The 17,684-nt window shown below is 66.0% G+C and carries 17 protein-coding genes; 5 read left to right on the forward strand and 12 right to left on the reverse strand.

Annotated elements, in window-relative coordinates:
* Positions 1-295: 295 nt before the first annotated feature.
* A complete protein-coding gene (locus AC5JDC_RS20155) occupies positions 296-655 on the forward strand; it encodes a hypothetical protein (RefSeq protein WP_133170059.1) in 360 nt (119 codons plus the stop codon).
* Positions 656-984: 329 nt separating this feature from the next.
* Here the strand turns inward: AC5JDC_RS20155 and AC5JDC_RS20160 are convergent, their stop codons facing one another.
* The gene (locus AC5JDC_RS20160) at positions 985-1,380 is read right to left on the reverse strand and encodes a hypothetical protein (RefSeq protein WP_495844013.1); all 396 of its coding nucleotides are present in this window, start codon (positions 1,378-1,380) and stop codon (positions 985-987) included.
* A 214-nt stretch (positions 1,381-1,594) separates the two neighbouring features.
* Between AC5JDC_RS20160 and AC5JDC_RS20165 the strand changes: the two genes are divergently transcribed.
* The 3 genes from AC5JDC_RS20165 (at position 1,595) to rimO (ending at position 4,343) form a co-directional block, all read left to right on the forward strand.
* Positions 1,595-2,041 (forward strand): Ros/MucR family transcriptional regulator, encoded by a 447-nt coding sequence (locus AC5JDC_RS20165; RefSeq protein WP_106771086.1) that lies wholly within the window; start codon positions 1,595-1,597, stop codon positions 2,039-2,041.
* Positions 2,042-2,173: 132 nt separating this feature from the next.
* Entirely contained in the window at positions 2,174-2,869 is a 696-nt protein-coding gene (locus tag AC5JDC_RS20170; protein ID WP_106771087.1) for a TerC family protein, read from the forward strand.
* 154 nt (positions 2,870-3,023) lie between these two features.
* The gene (gene rimO, locus AC5JDC_RS20175) at positions 3,024-4,343 is read left to right on the forward strand and encodes a 30S ribosomal protein S12 methylthiotransferase RimO (protein ID WP_495844015.1); all 1,320 of its coding nucleotides are present in this window, start codon (positions 3,024-3,026) and stop codon (positions 4,341-4,343) included.
* A 12-nt stretch (positions 4,344-4,355) separates the two neighbouring features.
* Here the strand turns inward: rimO and AC5JDC_RS20180 are convergent, their stop codons facing one another.
* The 10 genes from AC5JDC_RS20180 to pcsA all read right to left on the reverse strand — a co-directional run bounded on the left by AC5JDC_RS20180 (position 4,356) and on the right by pcsA (position 15,130).
* Positions 4,356-4,988, reverse strand: coding sequence for a glutathione S-transferase family protein (locus AC5JDC_RS20180; protein ID WP_495844016.1), 633 nt, complete (start codon positions 4,986-4,988; stop codon positions 4,356-4,358).
* A 168-nt stretch (positions 4,989-5,156) separates the two neighbouring features.
* Complete coding sequence (locus AC5JDC_RS20185) at positions 5,157-6,161, reverse strand: substrate-binding domain-containing protein (RefSeq protein WP_106771089.1); 1,005 nt, start codon at positions 6,159-6,161, stop codon at positions 5,157-5,159.
* A gap of 60 nt (positions 6,162-6,221) precedes the next feature.
* Positions 6,222-7,319, reverse strand: coding sequence for an ABC transporter permease (locus tag AC5JDC_RS20190; RefSeq protein WP_495844390.1), 1,098 nt, complete (start codon positions 7,317-7,319; stop codon positions 6,222-6,224).
* A gap of 19 nt (positions 7,320-7,338) precedes the next feature.
* On the reverse strand, positions 7,339-8,079 hold the full coding sequence (locus AC5JDC_RS20195) for an ATP-binding cassette domain-containing protein (protein ID WP_495844019.1): 741 nt from the start codon (positions 8,077-8,079) through the stop codon (positions 7,339-7,341).
* A gap of 323 nt (positions 8,080-8,402) precedes the next feature.
* The gene (locus AC5JDC_RS20200; protein ID WP_495844021.1) at positions 8,403-9,473 is read right to left on the reverse strand and encodes a BMP family ABC transporter substrate-binding protein; all 1,071 of its coding nucleotides are present in this window, start codon (positions 9,471-9,473) and stop codon (positions 8,403-8,405) included.
* A 72-nt stretch (positions 9,474-9,545) separates the two neighbouring features.
* Positions 9,546-10,466 carry an ABC transporter permease gene (locus AC5JDC_RS20205; protein WP_495844023.1) on the reverse strand — a complete coding sequence of 307 codons (921 nt, stop codon included), beginning with the start codon at positions 10,464-10,466 and terminating at the stop codon, positions 9,546-9,548.
* A 2-nt stretch (positions 10,467-10,468) separates the two neighbouring features.
* Positions 10,469-11,560: an ABC transporter permease gene (locus tag AC5JDC_RS20210; RefSeq protein WP_495844025.1), complete on the reverse strand. Its 1,092-nt coding sequence runs from the start codon at positions 11,558-11,560 to the stop codon at positions 10,469-10,471.
* Positions 11,560-13,143 carry an ABC transporter ATP-binding protein gene (locus AC5JDC_RS20215; protein ID WP_495844027.1) on the reverse strand — a complete coding sequence of 528 codons (1,584 nt, stop codon included), beginning with the start codon at positions 13,141-13,143 and terminating at the stop codon, positions 11,560-11,562. The genes AC5JDC_RS20210 and AC5JDC_RS20215 overlap by 1 nt, the downstream gene beginning before the upstream one ends.
* A 97-nt stretch (positions 13,144-13,240) precedes the next feature.
* Positions 13,241-14,218, reverse strand: a complete 978-nt coding sequence (locus AC5JDC_RS20220) for a quinone oxidoreductase family protein (RefSeq protein ID WP_495844029.1) — start codon at positions 14,216-14,218, stop codon at positions 13,241-13,243.
* Positions 14,219-14,311: 93 nt separating this feature from the next.
* The gene (gene pcsA, locus AC5JDC_RS20225) at positions 14,312-15,130 is read right to left on the reverse strand and encodes a phosphatidylcholine synthase (protein ID WP_106771096.1); all 819 of its coding nucleotides are present in this window, start codon (positions 15,128-15,130) and stop codon (positions 14,312-14,314) included.
* Positions 15,131-15,437: 307 nt separating this feature from the next.
* On the opposite strand from pcsA, the gene AC5JDC_RS20230 reads away from it, so the two are divergent.
* Complete coding sequence (locus AC5JDC_RS20230; RefSeq protein ID WP_495844031.1) at positions 15,438-16,646, forward strand: UbiH/UbiF family hydroxylase; 1,209 nt, start codon at positions 15,438-15,440, stop codon at positions 16,644-16,646.
* On the opposite strand, the gene AC5JDC_RS20235 is transcribed toward AC5JDC_RS20230, so the two are convergent.
* Positions 16,617-17,585, reverse strand: coding sequence for an AEC family transporter (locus AC5JDC_RS20235; RefSeq protein ID WP_495844033.1), 969 nt, complete (start codon positions 17,583-17,585; stop codon positions 16,617-16,619). The genes AC5JDC_RS20230 and AC5JDC_RS20235 overlap by 30 nt on opposite strands.
* Between the last annotated feature and the right edge of the window lie 99 nt (positions 17,586-17,684).

The following is a 17,684-nucleotide window of genomic DNA, read 5'->3' on the forward strand; positions in this document are numbered from 1 at the left end:
ACACAGCTTAACTATGGACAATCACAAACAATGCATCGCGACGACCTTATCGTGGAAGAACAAGCAGAGTTGAACGATGATCTTCGCCGCCATGCCCGACCTGCCGCACATGGCCGGCAAGATAAGTTCCCCCGACATGCCTGCATGCTCTTCCGATCACCGGCTCTTACAGGTTGGTGCATTCTTTGTTCGCCCCGCGCCCATTCCTTCCTTCGGAACGGTTTCGCCCGACGATACATTGCATTAAGTTGCCGCCGAGCCGGCCTGACCGGCGCACCCGGAATGACCTGACCAGATGCCTGCCTGGAAGACCTGTGCCCGCCTGTCGATGTCCATCGCCGCCTGCCTCGCGGCGTCCGGCTGCGCGCGGATGTATGACGGCACCATCGTTCCCGCCTATACCGCTCAGATGGTTTCCGACGGCATGCCTCGCCTGGAGACGCGCAGGACCGACCTCGAGGCGCCCAGCCGGCTCGTCGAGTTTCCGCCGACGCCGCAGCCAGTCGCTTCCGACGACGGGCCGCCGCCACGGGTTTCCGCGCCGCGCCGCCAGCCCGGACGGCTCCTGCCGCGCATGAAGGCCGACACGCCGCGCAGCGTGCAGTGCCGCAACGAGGCGGCGGCCGACGGACGCATCCGCGTGGTCTGCCTGTAGCCTGGAGAGTCACGAGCCTGTCATGCTGCTCGCCTATAGCAGGATCGTTCCTGCCTGACCGTGGATGTATCGGCAGGTTGGGGACGCCCCAGAGAAGGTCGGGTTCCCCGGCCTTTTTTTGTTGCCGCCCGCTCGCCGGCCAAGAAATCCACGCGAAGGGACCGCGTCGAATCGGTGTGCGCGACGAACTCGACGTTTGTCGCTCGCGCATTCCGCCGGAAACCGGTTCCCGCTTCCGGGCGAATGCCATGGCATTCCGCTCACCGGATCGGGAGCCGCGTCGCGGCTTTCAACGGCGCGGCTGTCGGCAGAATCGTCCGGCGCGCCGATCAACCAAGAACGGGGCAGTTCCGCTCGCGGCCGAAGGCTATGTGGACCCGCTGGCCGAAGCGGTCGCGTCCGCGGACCTCGATGACCCGGCGGTTGGCCCCGACGATGCGGGCACGCCGGATGCCCATCCGTTCCGCCTTGTCCAGCGCCCGGTCCTCCGTGCAGAAACGCCGCCGCTCGCGGCGCCAGTCGTCGCGGCGCTCCTCGTCGTCGCGCCAGTCTTCGCGCCGGCATCGCTCATAGCGCGGGTTGCAATCGTCGCGCAGCCGCATGCGTGATCCGTCCGGGCCGATCTCGAGCTCGATTCCCTGCGCGCCGGCCGGGACCGTCGTGGCCGGCAGCGCGCCAAGGCCCGCCAGCATCGCCACGGCGGCGAAAATCGCCAAGTTCTTCATGATGTTCTCCCGTCCTCCTCGCACCGTCGCGCCAAATGCGCGTATTTGGCATCGGCCCAGTCTTTGGCTTTTTTGCGGTATGACTTCGCACGCCGTTGACCGCCGGCATACCTGCCGCGACGTGAAGGATTCGGGCCGTCCGGTTTCTTAAAAAGAATTTTGATTCGCCCGATTTTTGCTGTAGAGCGCTGGCGGATACTTGCGGAGGAAGACCGTGAACGAAGAGCAGACGTCAAAGCTGGAATTGACCGTGTCGATCGTGTCGGCCTATGTGTCGAAGAACAGCGTGCCGATGGCCAACCTCGCCGATCTTGTTGCCAGTGTACACAGCTCCCTCGACAAATTGGCAGACAGGCCGGCACCCGAGAGCGTGCCGCTTACCCCTGCCGTGCCGATCAAGAAGTCGGTGACGCCCGACTACATCGTCTCGCTCGAGGACGGCCGCAAGTTCAAGTCGCTGAAGCGGCATCTCGCCACGCAGTACGGCATGACGCCGGAACAGTACCGTGCGAAATGGAACCTGCCGGCCGATTATCCGATGGTCGCTCCCAACTACGCCACGACGCGCTCGACCCTTGCCAAATCGATGGGCCTTGGCCGCAAGGCGGAAGCCCCGGCGCCGCGCAAGACCCGTGGCCGGCCGCGCAAGGCCAAGGGCTGACGACCCTCTTCGCCGCCCAGCTCGGCGCCGGTGGCGGCAGCCGTGACGTGGTCGAGGCAGTGCGTGCTTGACGCTGAGATGCGCGCCCGGTAGGCCACCACGCGACCAGATCCTCACGAGGCTCCTCCACTAATGGAAATCTTCACGGCCGCCGGTTTTTCCGCTTTGCTGCAGGTCATCGCCATCGACCTGGTGCTTGCCGGCGACAATGCCATCGTGATCGGCCTGGCGGCGGCCGGTCTGCCCGCGGATCAGCGCAAGAAAGCCATCCTCGTCGGCATCATCGCGGCCACCGTGCTGCGCATCGTCTTCGCGCTGATCACCCAGCAGCTCCTGCAGATCGGTCCGATCCTGCTCATCGGCGGCGGCATCCTGCTGCTCTATGTCTGCTGGAAGATGTGGCGCGAGCTCAGGACCACGCACGAGGAAGAGCACGAGGCGACCGAGGCGCTCTCCGATACCGACTACGACAAGAGCGGCGCGGTCGCCAGCGGCGCGCGGCGCAAGACCTTCGCCCAGGCCGCCTGGCAGATCGTCATTGCCGACGTGTCGATGTCGCTCGACAACGTGCTGGCGGTGGCCGGCGCGGCGATGGACCACCCGACGGTGCTGATCATCGGGCTGGCGCTTTCCATCGCGCTGATGGGTTTCGCCGCCTCCTTCATCGCCCGGCTGCTGCATAAATATCGCTGGATCGCCTATATCGGCCTGCTGGTCATCCTCTACGTGGCGATCGAGATGACGCTGAAGGGCGCCTACGGGCAATGGCCGGAGCAGCTTTCGGTTCTGGGCGCCTGGTTCGGTGCGCCGGGCGCCGCCGGCCACTGAGGCGGCGGGACGCCGCGTCGCGGTTTTCCTGCAGGCGGAACTGTGTTATTGCGCCGCGCGAATTGAGCGCAGCGCGCTCGCCGATCGCACAAACACGTTCAGGCAAGGCCGGACCCTCAAACGGTTCCGGCTTTCGCCGTTGAAGGGCCCGACAATGTCCGCCACCGCACCTCGCGTCAGCTTCGTCAGCCTCGGTTGCCCCAAGGCACTGGTCGATTCCGAACGCATCCTTACCCGCCTGCGCGCCGAGGGTTATGAAATCGCCCGCAAGCACGACGGCGCCGACCTGGTCGTCGTCAACACCTGCGGCTTCCTCGATTCCGCCCGCGATGAATCGCTCAGCGCCATCGGCACGGCGATGAAGGAGAACGGCAAGGTCATCGTCACCGGCTGCATGGGCGCGACCCCCGAGCTGATCCGCGAGAAGCATCCGAACGTGTTTGCCATCACCGGTCCGCAGGCCTATGAGAGCGTCATGGCCGCCGTGCACGAGGCAGCGCCGCCGCACCACGACCCGCTGGTCGACCTGCTGCCGCCGCAAGGCATAAAGCTGACGCCGCGCCACTACGCCTATCTGAAGATCTCCGAGGGCTGCAACAACCGCTGCACCTTCTGCATCATCCCGGCGCTGCGCGGCGATCTGGTGTCGCGGCCCGCCGCCGACGTGCTGCGCGAGGCCGAAAAACTGGCCAAGGCCGGCGTCAAGGAGATCATGGTGATCTCACAGGACACCAGCGCCTATGGCGTCGACATCAAATACGAATCCAGCCGCTTCCAGGACCGCGAGGTGCGGGCCAAGTTCTACGACCTCGCAAAAGAGCTCGGCGATCTCGGCATGTGGGTGCGCCTCCACTACGTCTACCCCTACCCGCATGTCGCGGACGTCATTCCGCTGATGGCGGAGGGGAAGATCCTTCCCTATCTCGACATCCCCTTCCAGCACGCCTCACCGGCGGTGCTGAAGAACATGCGCCGCCCAGCCCATGGCGAGAAGACTCTGGAGCGCATCCGCGGCTGGCGCGACGCCTGCCCCGACCTTGCCATCCGCTCGACCTTCATCGTCGGCTTTCCCGGCGAGACCGAAGACGATTTCCAGATGCTGCTCGACTGGCTGGACGAGGCGAAGATCGACCGTGCCGGCTGCTTCCAATACGAGCCGGTGGCGGGCGCGCGCTCCAACGAGCTCGGCCTCGCGGAGGTGCCGCAGGAGGTCAAGGAAAGCCGCTGGCACCGCTTCATGCAGCGCCAGCAGAAAATCTCCGCCACGCAGCTCCAGAAGAAGGTCGGCAAGCGCCTGCCGGTCATCATCGACGAGGCCAATGGCGGCGCCGGAAAGGGCCGGACCAGATACGACGCGCCGGAGATCGACGGAGCGGTGCATGTCTCGTCGCGCCGGCCGCTGCGGGCAGGCGACATCGTCACGGTGAAGATCGAGCGCGCCGACGCCTACGACCTCTACGGCCAGGCGGTCTGACATCCCATCCGATCACACCTTGCCTTCCCAGGCAGGCACCGTCTTCGCCAGCGCATGGTCCTTAGCCTGGGCACGCTTCCAGGCCGGGCGGTCGCCGACCTGTTCCAGATAGGCGGTGAAGGCGGGCCGCTCCGGCAGTTTCTTCATCTGCACCATCGTGTAGCCGATGCCCGACGCGAGCTGGATGTCGGCCGCGGTAAAACGGTCGCCCGCGGCGAAGGGATTTTCCGTGAGCTTGCGCTCGACATAGGCGACCATGTCGTCGAACAGGCCGAAGGAATAGTCGCCGCTCTTATATGTCAGGCCATGCGCGTGAGCGGAGATGGCGGGGTCGAAAACCGCATCGCAGTAGACCAATGCGGTCAGGTAAGGACCGCGCATAGGGTCGCCGATCGCCGGCGCCAGGCCCGCCTGCGGAAACGCATCCGCCAGATAGGTGGTGATCGCGGCGCGCTCGGTGATGACGACGCCGTCATGCTCGATCGCCGGCACCTTCTTGTTCGGCTGGATCCTCCGGTAGTCCTCCGGCACGCCACCTTCGGCGCGGATATCGATATGGACAAGCTCGTAGTCGACGCCAAGCTCCTCCATCAGCCAGAGCACGCCCGAACCGCGCGACCACGGCGCATGGTAGAATTTCAGCATTTTCCTCCTCCGCATCTGATGGCGGAGGGATTTCTACCATGGCGCTCCTGACAACCGACTGTCAGGAGATGTCAACGCCGGCCTCGATCGCCGCCTCGTTCCAGAACGGCCGACACGGAAAGGCGGGCGAGAGTTCCCCCTCGCCCGCCCGGCTTCAAAGACAGCCCGTCACTTGGCGATGCAGGTGTCGGCAGTCTCGGGCGTGCAGACGTCGAGGCCCGTATAGGTCGGGTCGGCCGGGGCCGGCTTGCCCTCCTTGATGTCCTTCAACGCGAACATGGTCTTGTAGCCCATCTCGAACGGGCGCTGCCCGACCTGGCCGAGCGATAGGCCTTCCTTCATCTGGTCCATCTGCACCGGCAACGTGTCGGCGACGACCAGCGCAAGCGCCTTCGAGGAAATCTTGTCCTTGAACGGCGTCACGGCGGCCCGGTTGGCATCCGGGATGAACTGGGGGAAGCCGCCGGTCGGCACGAAGGCGTCGAGGTCCGGCATCTTCGCCATGAAGTCCTGGAACTGCTGGACCGACAGCGGGAAGTCGTCATTGGTGTAGAGCGGGCAGCCCTCGGCTTCCGTCCAGCCGTTCTGGCCGGTCAGCCGGTCGCCCGGCGACGCGGCCGACTTCGCACCGGCGAGCGTGTCGCGGATGCCTTGCATGCGCTCGTTGTGGTTGGCCGCCGCCGCGCCGCCCGACTGGATGCAGATGCTGCCGCCTTCCGGCTTGATCGCCTGCACCAGCTTGGCGAGGTTGACGCCGATCTCGTAGTTGTGGGTGCCGACATAGGCGAGCCGCAGATCGGCGTTTTCCGGCAGCATGTCGGAGTCCCAGGTGAGCACCGGGATGCCGGCATCCTTGGCCGCCTGCAGTGCGACGGCCATAGCGGCCGCGTTGGACGGCGCGACGGCGATGCCGTCGACCTTCTTGGCGACCAGATCCTGCACGATCTGAACCTGCTCCTCGCCGCCGCCATGCTCGCCCGGGCCGATATACATGCACTCGAAGGCGCCGTTGGCTTCGGCTTCGGCCTTCTTGCAGCCGTCGCGCGCCTGGTCGAAGAACGGGTTGTTCATGTTCTTCGGTACCAGCGCGAAGGTGAACTTCTCCTGGGCATAGGCCTGGCCCGCCATAAGCGCCGAAAACGCCACGGCGGCCGTCAAAACATACTTCTTCACGTTACTCCTCCACCTTTGTTGTTTTACCCTGTCTTTCGGCGGCCCTCCGACCGCCGGCTTCTATTTGTGCTTCCCGGAGAACATGCCCTCCAGCATCCCACGCAGCGACCTTCCGGACGTCTGCATGCCAAGAAGCACAGCAAGAATGATGAAGCCGCCGACGAAGGCGCCCTGCCAGTTCGAATCGATCCCGGCCATCAGCAGCGCGTTGCGGATGACTTCGAGGAACGCCGCGCCGATCACCGCGCCGAAGGCCGTGCCGTAGCCGCCCATCAGGCTGGCGCCGCCTATGACCGTGCCGGCGATCACCCGCAACTCGTAGCCGGTGCCCATCGCGTTGATGGCCGAGCCGCTGTAGCCGAGCAGCAGCAGTGAGGCGATGGAGGCGGTGAAGGCGGAAAAGACATAGGCCTGGAACTTTATCCAGTCGACCGGCACGCCGGTCATGCGCGCCGCGTTCTCGTTTCCGCCGATGGCGAAGAGATGGCGCGCCCAGGCGGTGAAGTTGAACCAGAAGCCGACGATCAGCGCCAGCACCACCATCACCCAGAAATGCGAGGAGAATTCCGGCATCCAGGCGGGCGCCCAGCCGGCCGGCTCGCGCAGCGGCCATTTCGCCTGGCCGATCGCCTTGACGATCGGCGCGTCCGGGCCGAACTGGTAGAGCATCTGGTTGCCCGACAGCACGACCGCGAGCGAGCGGGCGATCGACAGCATGCCGAGCGTCACCACGAAGGACGGCATGCCGACATAGGCGACGAAGAAGCCGTTGAAGGCGCCGCAGGCAAGGCCCGCCAGCAGCCCGGCGCCGAAGGCCACGTACCAGGGCTGATGCCAGGTGAGCAGCAGGCCGGCGACGATGGCGACAAGGCCCATCACCGAGCCGACCGAAAGGTCTATGCCGCCGGTGATCAGCACCACGGTCATGCCGAGCCCCATGATGGCGATCGGCGCGAAATTGCGGGTGATGTTGGTGACATTGCTGGATGTCCCGAAGCTGGGCTCCAGCCATGTCATGAAGACGACCAGCACGAAGAGCGCGATCGCGACCCAGAAGGCCTGGCTGGCGAGGAAGCGCTGGAACAGCGTCTGCTCCTTGATGCCGACGATGTCGGCGATCGCGGCGTGGTCCTGCTCGCGCAACTCGGCCGCCGGCATGGCTTGCGACATCGGCTGACTAGGCGTCACGGATCGCTCCCGTGATGAGGCCCGTGATCTCTTCGGGCGAAGTGGTGTCGGTTCTCTTGTCCGCAACCTTGGAGCCGCGCCGGAGCACGATGATGCGGTCGCAGACGGCGAACACGTCCGGCATGCGGTGGCTGATCAGCATCACCGAAACGCCGCGCGCCTTCAGCCTGCGGATCAGTTCCAGCACCTCGGCGACCTGCCGCACCGAGATCGCCGCGGTCGGCTCGTCCATCAGCACCAGCTTGGCGTTGGAAAGACGGGTGCGGGCGATCGCCACCGCCTGACGCTGGCCGCCCGACATCTTCTTGACCAGGTCGCGCGGCCGTGTCTCCGACTTCAGCTCGGCGAACAGTTCGGCGGCGCGGTCGATCATCGCCTGCTTGTTCAGCACGCGGAACGGCCAGATGCCCTTCCTGATCTCGCGTCCGAGGAAAACGTTCTGCGCGGCCGTCAGATTGTCGGCCAGCGCCAGATCCTGGTAGACGACCTCGATGCCTTCCGCCCGCGCCTCGATCGGCTTGTGGAAATGGCAGACCTTGCCGCCTACCACGATCTCGCCCTCGCTCGGCGGAAAGTTGCCCGCAATCAGCTTGACCATCGTGGACTTGCCGGCGCCATTGTCGCCCATGAGCCCGACGACCTCGCCGGCCTGCACGGAGAAGTCCACGTCCGACAAGGCGCGGATAGCCCCGAAGCTCTTCGAAATGCTCCGCACGTCCAGCAAAGCCACGCGTTTCCTCCCTGCGGTCTTGGCTCTTACGGCCTTTCACTCCGCATCCTCTATGGAATGTCTATTGCGGTTTTTCCTTCATTGCAACAAAAGTTACACAATCCGTTCCGGAGCGGCAAGATATTACCGGCGTTCCCCGGTTTGCTCATGTCGCTGGTCGGACCAGATTAGCTAAGCAGAGAAATCACGCGCCGTCACCTCCTATCGACGTGTCTGGGAAGCGGCGGCGGGAGCCGGGCCTGGACGATGTGGCCGTCCCCTGCCGGCGACAAAAAAGGGCGCCACGGGGGCGCCCTTTCCGTGAGATGCGAAGGCTCCTGCCGTTATTGCGGCAGCTTGTCGTCCACGCCCTTGACGTAGAAGTTCAGGCCGAGCAGCGTCTTGTCGTCGGCCGTTTCGCCGGCCTTCAGCCATTCCGTGCCGTCCTGCTTGGTGATCGGGCCGGTGAAGGGCTTCAGCTCGCCCGACTTGATCTTGGCCTCGGTCTCCTCGGCGGCCTTCTTCACGTCGTCGGGCATGTTGGTGTAGGGCGCCATGGTCAGGATGCCGTCCTTGAGGCCGTCCCAAGTCGATTCGCCTCCCTTCCAGGTGCCGTCGAGCACCATCTTGATGCGCTTGACGTAATAGGGCCCCCAGGTGTCGATGATCGCCGTCATCTGCGCCTTGGGACCGGCCTGGATCTGGTCGAAGGCCTGGCCGAACGCCTTGATGCCGCGCTCCTCGGCGATCTGCATGGGTGCGGCCGAGTCGGTGTGCTGGGTCAGGATGTCGACGCCCTGGTCGATCAGCGCCTTGGCGGCGTCGGCCTCCTTGCCGGCGTCGTGCCAGGTGTTGACCCAGACGACCTTCAGCTTGAAGTCCGGATTGACCGTTTGCGCGCCGAGCGTGAAGGCGTTGATGCCCTGCACCACCTCGGGGATCGGGAAGGAGGCGATGTAGCCGGCTACCCCGGTCTTCGACACCTTCGCGGCGATCTGGCCGATGATGTAGCGGCCTTCGTAGAAGCGCGAATTGTAGGTGGTGAGGTTGGGCGCGGTCTTGTAGCCGGTGGCGTGCTCGAACTTCACGTCCGGGAATTTCTGCGCCACGGCCAGCGTCTGGTCCATGTAGCCGAAGGAGGTGGTGAAGACGATGGCGCAGCCGGAGCGGGCGAAACGCTCGATGACGCGCTCGGCGTCCGGTCCTTCCGGTACGTTCTCGACGAACTGGGTCTCGACCTTGTCGCCGAGCTCCTTGTCGACCATCTGGCGGCCGACGTCATGCGCCTGCGTCCAGCCGCCGTCGGTCTTGGGGCCGATATAGACGAAGCAGGCCTTGATCTTGTCCTGCGCCATCGCCGGCACCGAAACGCCGGCGGCAAGCACCGCGGCCAGTGCGAATACGATCTTCTTCATTTTGCGATCCTCTGTGGTTTGAACTGCTCGGGCCTACCGTTTGTTATCGTTGTGCAGTGCAAGTCCCCCGCCCTACCTATCAGGCACGAACGCGCGGCCGAGCGAAGCCGGCGTGTTCATCATGGTAAGCCGCCTGTTGCGCGAAATTAGAACGAGAACGACGATCGTCGCCAGATAGGGCAGCGAAGAAAGCAGTTGAGAAGGAATGCCGTAGCCGAGCGCCTGCACGTGGATCTGGCCGATGGTGACGGCGCCGAACAGATAGGCGCCCGCCAGCACCCTGAGCGGCCGCCAGGAGGCGAACACCACCAGCGCCAGCGCGATCCAGCCGCGCCCGGCCGTCATGTTCTCCACCCATTGCGGCGTGTAGACGAGCGACAGATGCGCGCCCGCCAGTCCCGCGCAGGCACCGCCGAACATGACGGCGAGGTAGCGGTATGCGATCACCGGAATGCCGAGTGCATGGGCCGAGCCGTGGTTGTCGCCGATCGAGCGCAGCGTCAGACCGGCGCGGGTGCGGAACAGGAACCACATGATGCCGACAGTGAGTGCGATCGACATGTAGAAGACAGGGTCCTGGCCGAACACCAGCCGGCCGACCAGCGGCAGGTCGGAGAGACCGGGAATATAGAGGCTGGGCAGCTTCTGCCCGGCCTGGCCGACGAAGCCTTCGCCGATCATGCCGGACAGGCCGAGGCCGAGCAGCGTCAGCGACAGGCCGGTGGCGACCTGGTTGGTGGCGACGCTGAGCGTCAGGAAACCGAACAGCAGCGAGAACAGCGCCCCGACGACGACCGCCGCCAGCACGCCGAGCCATGGCGAGCCGGTGAGCGCGGCGGCGACGAAGCCGCAGACCGCGCCCATCACCATCATGCCCTCGACGCCGAGGTTGAGCACGCCGGAGCGCTCGACCACAAGCTCGCCGAGCGCCGCGATCAGGAGCGGCGTCGCCGCCGTGGCGATCGTCAGCAGGATGCTTTCGGCGATCCCCATGGTCAGGCTCCTTCGACGGCCGTCTTCGCGCCGAAGCCGACGAGGCGGACTCGGTAGTGGATGAGGGTGTCGCAGCCGAGCACGAAGAACAGCAGCATGCCCTGGAAGACCCGCACCACCTTGTCGGACAGGCCGAGCGAAATCTGCGCCGCCTCGCCGCCGAGATAGGTGAGCGCCAGGATGAGGCCCGACGCGATGATGCCGAGCGGGTTCAGCCGACCGAGGAAGGCGACGATGATGGCGGCAAAGCCGTAGCCGGGCGAGATCACCGGGCGGAGCTGGCCGATCGCGCCCGACACCTCGGAGATGCCGGCGAGGCCGGCCAGCCCGCCCGACAGCATGAAGGCGAAGAACACCATCTTCTTGGCCGAAAAGCCGGCGAAGCGTCCGGCGCGCGGGCTCGACCCCAGCACGCGCACTTCGAAGCCCTTGAGGGTGCGGGTCACCAGGAACCAGACGACGATCGCGGCAAGGATGGCGAAGACGAAGCCGAGATTGGCGCGGCCGGACGACGGAAGAATCTCCGGCAGGATGGCGTCGACATGGAAGCGGCGGGTTTCCGGAAAATTGTTGCCTTCCGGATTGCGCCAGGGGCCGCGTACCATCCAGTCGAGGAAGAGCTGCGCGACATAGACGAGCATCAGGCTGGTGAGGATCTCGTTGGTGTTGAAGCGCACCTTGAGCAAGGCCGGAATCGCGCCATAGGCCGCGCCGCCGGCGATCCCCATGAGCAGCATCAGGGGCAGCACGTACCAGCCCTGGAAATCCGGAAATATGATCGGCAGGATCGAGCCGGCCATGGCGCCGATGATAAACTGGCCCTCGGCGCCGATGTTCCAGTTGTTGGAGAGGTAGCAGACGGCGAGCCCGACGGCGATCAGGATGAGCGGCGCCGCCTTGATCGCCAGCTCGTGCAGCGACCAGACCTCGCGCAGAGGATCGATGAAATAATAATACAGCGCATCCAGCGGGCTCTTGCCCAGCAGGGAGAACATGATGGCGCCGGCGACCAGCGTCAGCGCCAGCGCCAGGAAGGGCGAGACCGCCGAGAACAGCGCCGACTGCTGCGGCCGCTTGATCAGTTCGACGCGCATCAGGCGACCTCCATCGCCGGCTCGACATGGCCGGGCTCGGCGCCGCCCATCAAGAGGCCAATCTTCTCGAAAGTCGCCTCGGCGATCGGCAGCGGCTTCGACAGTTGGCCATTGTGCATGACGGCGATGGCATCGGAGATCTCGAACAGTTCGTCGAGATCCTGGCTGATTACCAGCACGGCCGAGCCGGCGCGCGCCAGCCCGATCAGCGCCTGGCGGATCTTTGCCGCCGCACCCGCGTCGACGCCCCAGGTCGGCTGGTTCACCACCATCACGGCGGGCCGCCGGTCGAGTTCGCGGCCGATGATGAATTTCTGCAGGTTGCCGCCCGACAGCGCGGCCGCCTCCGGATCGCGGGCGCTCTTGCGCACGTCCATGGCGGCGATGATGCGCTGCGCGGCGGCATCGACGGCGCCGGTCCGGATCGTACCGCCGGGACCGATGAAGGCCTTGCCGTCGGTGGCGTGGCGCGACAGCAGCAGGTTTTCCGACAGCTTCATGCGCGGCGCGGCGCCATGGCCGAGCCGCTCCTCCGGGACGAAGGCGGCGCCCAGCCGCCGCCGCTCGGAGATCGAAAGGCGCCCGGCATCCTTGCCGCGGATGCGCACGCTTGCCGCATCCGCCTGCGCCACCTCGCCCGACACGGCCTCGAAAAACTCGCCCTGGCCGTTGCCCGCCACGCCGGCGATGCCGATCACTTCGCCGGCCCGGACTCCAAGGCTGATGTCGCGCAGAGGAATCGAGAAGGGCGTCGCCGGAGCGCGCGACAGCCTTTTCACCTCCAGCAGCACCGGCGCCTTGTCCATGCCTTCCGCCGGCTCGCGCACCACCGCCTGCACGTCGTTGCCGACCATCATGCGCGCCAGCGACGACGCGGTCTCGCGGCGCGGGTCGCAGTGGCCGACCACCTTGCCATGGCGCAGCACGGTGGCCGAATCGCACATGCGCTTCACCTCTTCGAGCCGATGCGAGATGTAGAGGATCGACTTGCCCTCGGCGCGCAGCCGGTCGAGCGTCTCGAACAGCCTGTCCGCCTCCTGCGGGGTGAGCACCGAGGTCGGCTCGTCGAGGATGATCAGTTGCGGCACCTGCAGAAGACAGCGGATGATCTCGATGCGCTGGCGCTCCCCGACCGACAGGTCGCCGACCAGCGCATAGGGGTCGAGCGGCAGGCCGTAGCTGTGCGACAGCGCCTGCGCCTTGGCGGCGATGGTGGCGATCGGCGTGTCGTCGTCGAGCGACAGCGCGATATTCTCCGCCGCCGTCAGCGCGTCGAACAGCGAAAAATGCTGGAACACCATGCCGATGCCGAGCTTTCGCGCCGCATGCGGACTGGCGATGCGCACCGGCTGGCCGTCCCAGCGGATTTCGCCAGCATTGGGCTCCAGCGAGCCGAATAGCATCTTGACCAGCGTCGACTTGCCGGCGCCGTTCTCGCCGAGCAGCGCATGGATCTCGCCCCTGCGCACCGTCAGGTCGACATGATCGCAGGCCTTCAGCGAGCCGAAGATCTTGGTCAGCCCGCGCACCTCGAGCAGGTTCGCGGCCGCCGCGCCCGGTTGTGCACCCACAGTGCCTCCCACTCTGGTTTCCAGATGTGTTCTATGTTCCCGCACCTATCGTAGGCGCGGGATGAAAGGAACGCAAAGGGCGGCGGGTCTTGAAAGAGCTTCAAGAAAATCAGGGGATAAGCACCGTCGCGCCGGTGGTCCTGCGCCCCTCCAGGTCGGCATGGGCGCGGGCGGCGTCAGCGAGCGCATAGCGCTGGTTGACGACGCTGCGCACCGTGCCGTTGGCGATGACCTCGAACAGCGCCGCCGCACCTTCCTCGAGATCGGTGCGCTTGGCGATGTAGGTGAACAGCGTCGGCCGCGTGGCGTAGAGCGAGCCTTTCTGCGAGAGGATCGCCATGTTGAAGGGCGCGATCGGCCCGGAGGACTGGCCGAAGCCGACGAAAAGGCCGCGCGGCTTCAGGCAGTCGAGCGAGCCGGGAAAAGTGTCCTTGCCGACCGAATCATAGACCACGTCGCACAGCTTGCCGCCGGTGATCTCCTTCACGGCTGCGACGAAGTCGCTGTCGCGGTAGTTGATCACATGGTCGTAGCCATGCGCTTTCGCGAGCTCGATCTTGTCGGCGGAGCCGGCCGTGCCGATGACGGTGGCGCCGAGATGCTTCGCCCACTGGCCGGCGAGCAATCCGACGCCGCCTGCCGCAGCGTGGAACAGGATGGTATCGCCGGGTTTCACGGAAAAAGTCCGCCGCAGCAGGTATTCGGCGGTCAGCCCCTTGAGCATGGAGGCAGCCGCCTGCTCGTCCGACACGCCGTCGGGCAGTTTGACCAGCCGGTCGGCGGCGATCACGCGTTCCTGTGCATAGGCACCGAGCGGTGTCGTGTAGGCGACGCGGTCGCCGGGCTTCAGCCCGTCGACGCCTTCGCCCAGTTCGGCCACGACCCCCGCCGCCTCGCCGCCGGGGATGAGCGGAAGGCCGTTCGGGGCGGGATAGAGGCCGCTGCGGTAGTAGGTGTCGAGGAAGTTGAGGCCGATCGCGGTATGGCCCACCAGAACCTGTCCGGAGCCGGGCCGGCCGGGATCGACCTCCTCATAGGTCAAAACCTCGGGGCCGCCATTGGCGTGGATGCGGATCGCTTTGGACATGGGAACCTCGGGGACAGTTTACTTTCTTGCCCCAGAAGGGCACGGCAGTTTCAAGGTAGGCGCGAGGGGCAAAAAGTAAACTGTCCCCCGGCCCTACTCCTTCTTCGCTCCCAGATTGGGGAAGAGCTGCATGATGCCGCCGATGCAGAAGAGATAGAGGCTCGTGACGGTGATGCCGAGCTTGGTGAACTGGCTGACATGCTCCGTCAGCAGGCCGATCTTGTTGTACCAGGCGGCAAGTGCGGCCTCCAGCAGCGCCAGCGCGCCGAAGGCGCACCACAGTAGCGTCATGCCGAGGTTGAGCGGGCGCAGGCGCACCACCCGGACCGGGTGCAGGAAATTTACCGGCACAAAGGTCATGATGCCGGCGATGACCACAACCGCAAAGGAAGTCCACGGACCGGGCTCGATGACGAACAGCGCGAACACCACCATGTTCCAAACCACCGGAAAGCCCTTGAAGAAGTTCTCCTTGGTCTTCATGCCGGTGTCGGCATAGTAGACGGCGCTCGACACCACGATGATGGCGGCCGAGAGGAAGGACAGCCCCTCGCCCATCAGCCCGCGCTGATAGAGCGCGAAGGCCGGGATCAGCACATAGGTGACGTAGTCGATGATGTTGTCGAGCAGTTCGCCCGACCAGGTCGGCAGGATCTCCTTGACCTCGAGTTTTCGTGCGATCGGCCCGTCTATGCCGTCGACGAACAGCGCCAGGCCCAGCCACCAGAACATCGCCGTCCAGCGCTGCTCGCTGGCCGCCACCAGCGACAGGAAGGCGAGGAAGGAGCCCGATGCGGTGAGCAGATGCACCGAGAAGGCGCGCGCCTGCGGCCACGTCACCTTCTTCTTCGGCTTGGGGATGCGCTCGGAAAACGGCTTGCCGGTCACGGTCTGCGCCCGTTCGGCTTGCATGGCCCAGCCGGGCCGGCGACGGCCTGTTTATGCGACGCTCCGACAGGACGGTGACGGCGGAGAGAGCGCCGCGTTTGCTTTTCGGCAAGGCCGGTCATGTCCCTCCCCATGCGCTTCGACAGGCAGTTAATCGCAGCCGGCCCGCCCATACAAGCACGATCGTGGCGCCGCCAAGGCCGGATCGGAAGACGGCCGACCTCTTTTCCACAAGAGGCGGCCCATACGGCGGCGGCGTGGGCGAAACCGTCGCGTTGATCCGCGCGTTGAGCACTCCTATACCGGTGAGGACCGCGGACGGATGGCAAGGATGGCGGAGACAAGCACGGACATCATGGTGGCAGGCACCGGGCCGGCCGGCCTGCTGGCGGCCCTGGCGCTGGCGCGCGACGGTTTTTCCGTCAGCCTCGCAGGCCCGCCCGCCAACAGCGCCGACGCCCGCACCACCGCGCTTATGGCGCCGGCGCTCGCCGTGCTCGACCGCGTCGGCGTGCTGTCGGCGATCGAGCCGCGGGCGGCGCCGCTGCGCGTCATGCGCATCGTCGACGGCACGCGCCGGCTGGTGCGCAGCCCGGTCGTCACCTTCCATGCCGGCGAGATCAGCGAACCCTGCTTCGGCCTGAACGTTCCGAACCAAGCGCTGAACGGCGCGCTGGAGACGGCGGTCAAGGAGACGTCGGGCATCGACTGGCGCGAAACTCTGGTCGAGGGCTGGGAGATCGCAGCAGATCAGGTCACAGCCCGCCTCGCCGACGGCACGGCGCTGGCAGCGAAGCTGGCGGTGGCCGCCGACGGCCGCAATTCGCCGGCCCGTGCCGCCGCCGGCATCCGCACCTCGACACGAGCCTATCCGCAGGCGGCACTGGTGACCGCCTTCTCGCACAGCCGCGCGCACGGCTTTGTCTCGACCGAGTTCCACACGGAGACCGGTCCTTTCACCCAGGTGCCGCTGCCGGGCAGCCGCTCCAGCCTGGTGTGGGTGGTGAAGCCGCAGGAGGCCGAGCGGCTGACCGCCCTGCCCGCCGAAGCGCTCTCGCGCGAGATCGAAGCGCGCATGCAGTCGATGCTCGGGCGCGTCACCGTCGATTCCCCCCGCCAGATCCATCCGCTGTCGGTGAGCCTGCCCGCCGTTTTCGCCCGGAACAGGGTGGCGCTGGTCGGCGAAGCCGCGCACATGTTCCCGCCGATCGGCGCGCAAGGTCTCAACCTCGGTGTCAGGGATATTCAGCAGCTCGTTGACGTCGCTTCGAAAAACAGAACCGACCCCGGAGCTCCCGCCGCCCTCGCCGCCTATGACGCAAAGCGCCGGCCCGACATCCTTGCCCGGACCGGGGCGGTTAGCCTGCTCAACCGCTCGCTGCTCTCCGACATGCTGCCGGCGCAGATCGCCCGCAGCGCCGGGCTCGGTCTGCTCGGCGCCTTCGCACCGCTGCGTACCCTGTTCATGCGCGAGGGGCTGCGGCCGGGCAGCGGCCTGTCCTCGCTGTTCTCAACGGCCCGGGAACAGGTCCGGCGGTAGCAGGCCACTGGTGATGAGATAGAGCAGCACCGTCACCGTCAGCACCGATAGGCAGGTGGTGACCAGCACGCTGGCCGAGGCGCGCTCCACCCACACGCCATACTGCTGGGCGATCACGAAGACGTTGGTGGCGGTCGGCAGCGAGGCGAGCAGCACCGCCGCATAGACCCAGGACGGCGGATAGTCGCCGATCCAGCTCAGCACCACGTAGCAGAGAGCAGGATGCACGACGAGCTTGAGCATGGCGATCGGCGCCATCTCGGCCGGCATGCCGCGCAGCGGCCTCAGCGCCAGCGTCACGCCCATTGCGAACAGCGCGCAGGGCGCGGCCGCCCGCGCCAGATAGTCGAGCAGCCGCTCGACCGGCATGGGCGGGCGGAATTCCAGCGCCGCCGCCGCGACGCCGATGGCGGTGGCGATGATGAAGGGATGCAGCACGATCTTCTTCACGACGCCAAGCGCCAGCGCGGCCGGCGACGCGTGTTTTCCGCCCGACAGCGCCATCATGGTCGGCGCGATGGCGAAGTGCATGATGTTCTCGAAGCAGAAGATCAGCGCCACCGGCACGGCGGCCTCCTCGCCGAGCGCCAGGAGCGCGATGCCCGGCCCCATATAGCCGATATTGCCGTAGGCGGCGGCCAGTCCTTTCATGGTCGACTGGGCGACGTCGCCGCGCGACAGCACGGCCGAGGCGACGAACATCAGGGAGAAGATCACGAAGGTCGAAAAGACCGAGCCAAATATGTAGCCCCACGCGGTCAGCTGCTCGATCGGCGTGTTGGAGAGAAGCTGAAAGAACAGGGCCGGCAGCGCGACATAGAGGATGAAGGTGTTCATCCAGCCGAGGTCGTCGAGCGGCCGGCGCGTGATCCGCGCCGCTATGAAGCCGACGAAAATGAGCCCGAAGAACGGGATGACCAGGCCGATGACGTCGTACATGCTTCGCCGCGCATTTTGCCGATTGCCGCGCGGCTAACCCGCACTGCCGCGCAGCGTCAACCCAACCGATTGAAATTCTGCGCCGGCTGGGCCACATAG

It is taken from the genome of Kumtagia sp., from assembly GCF_059502445.1.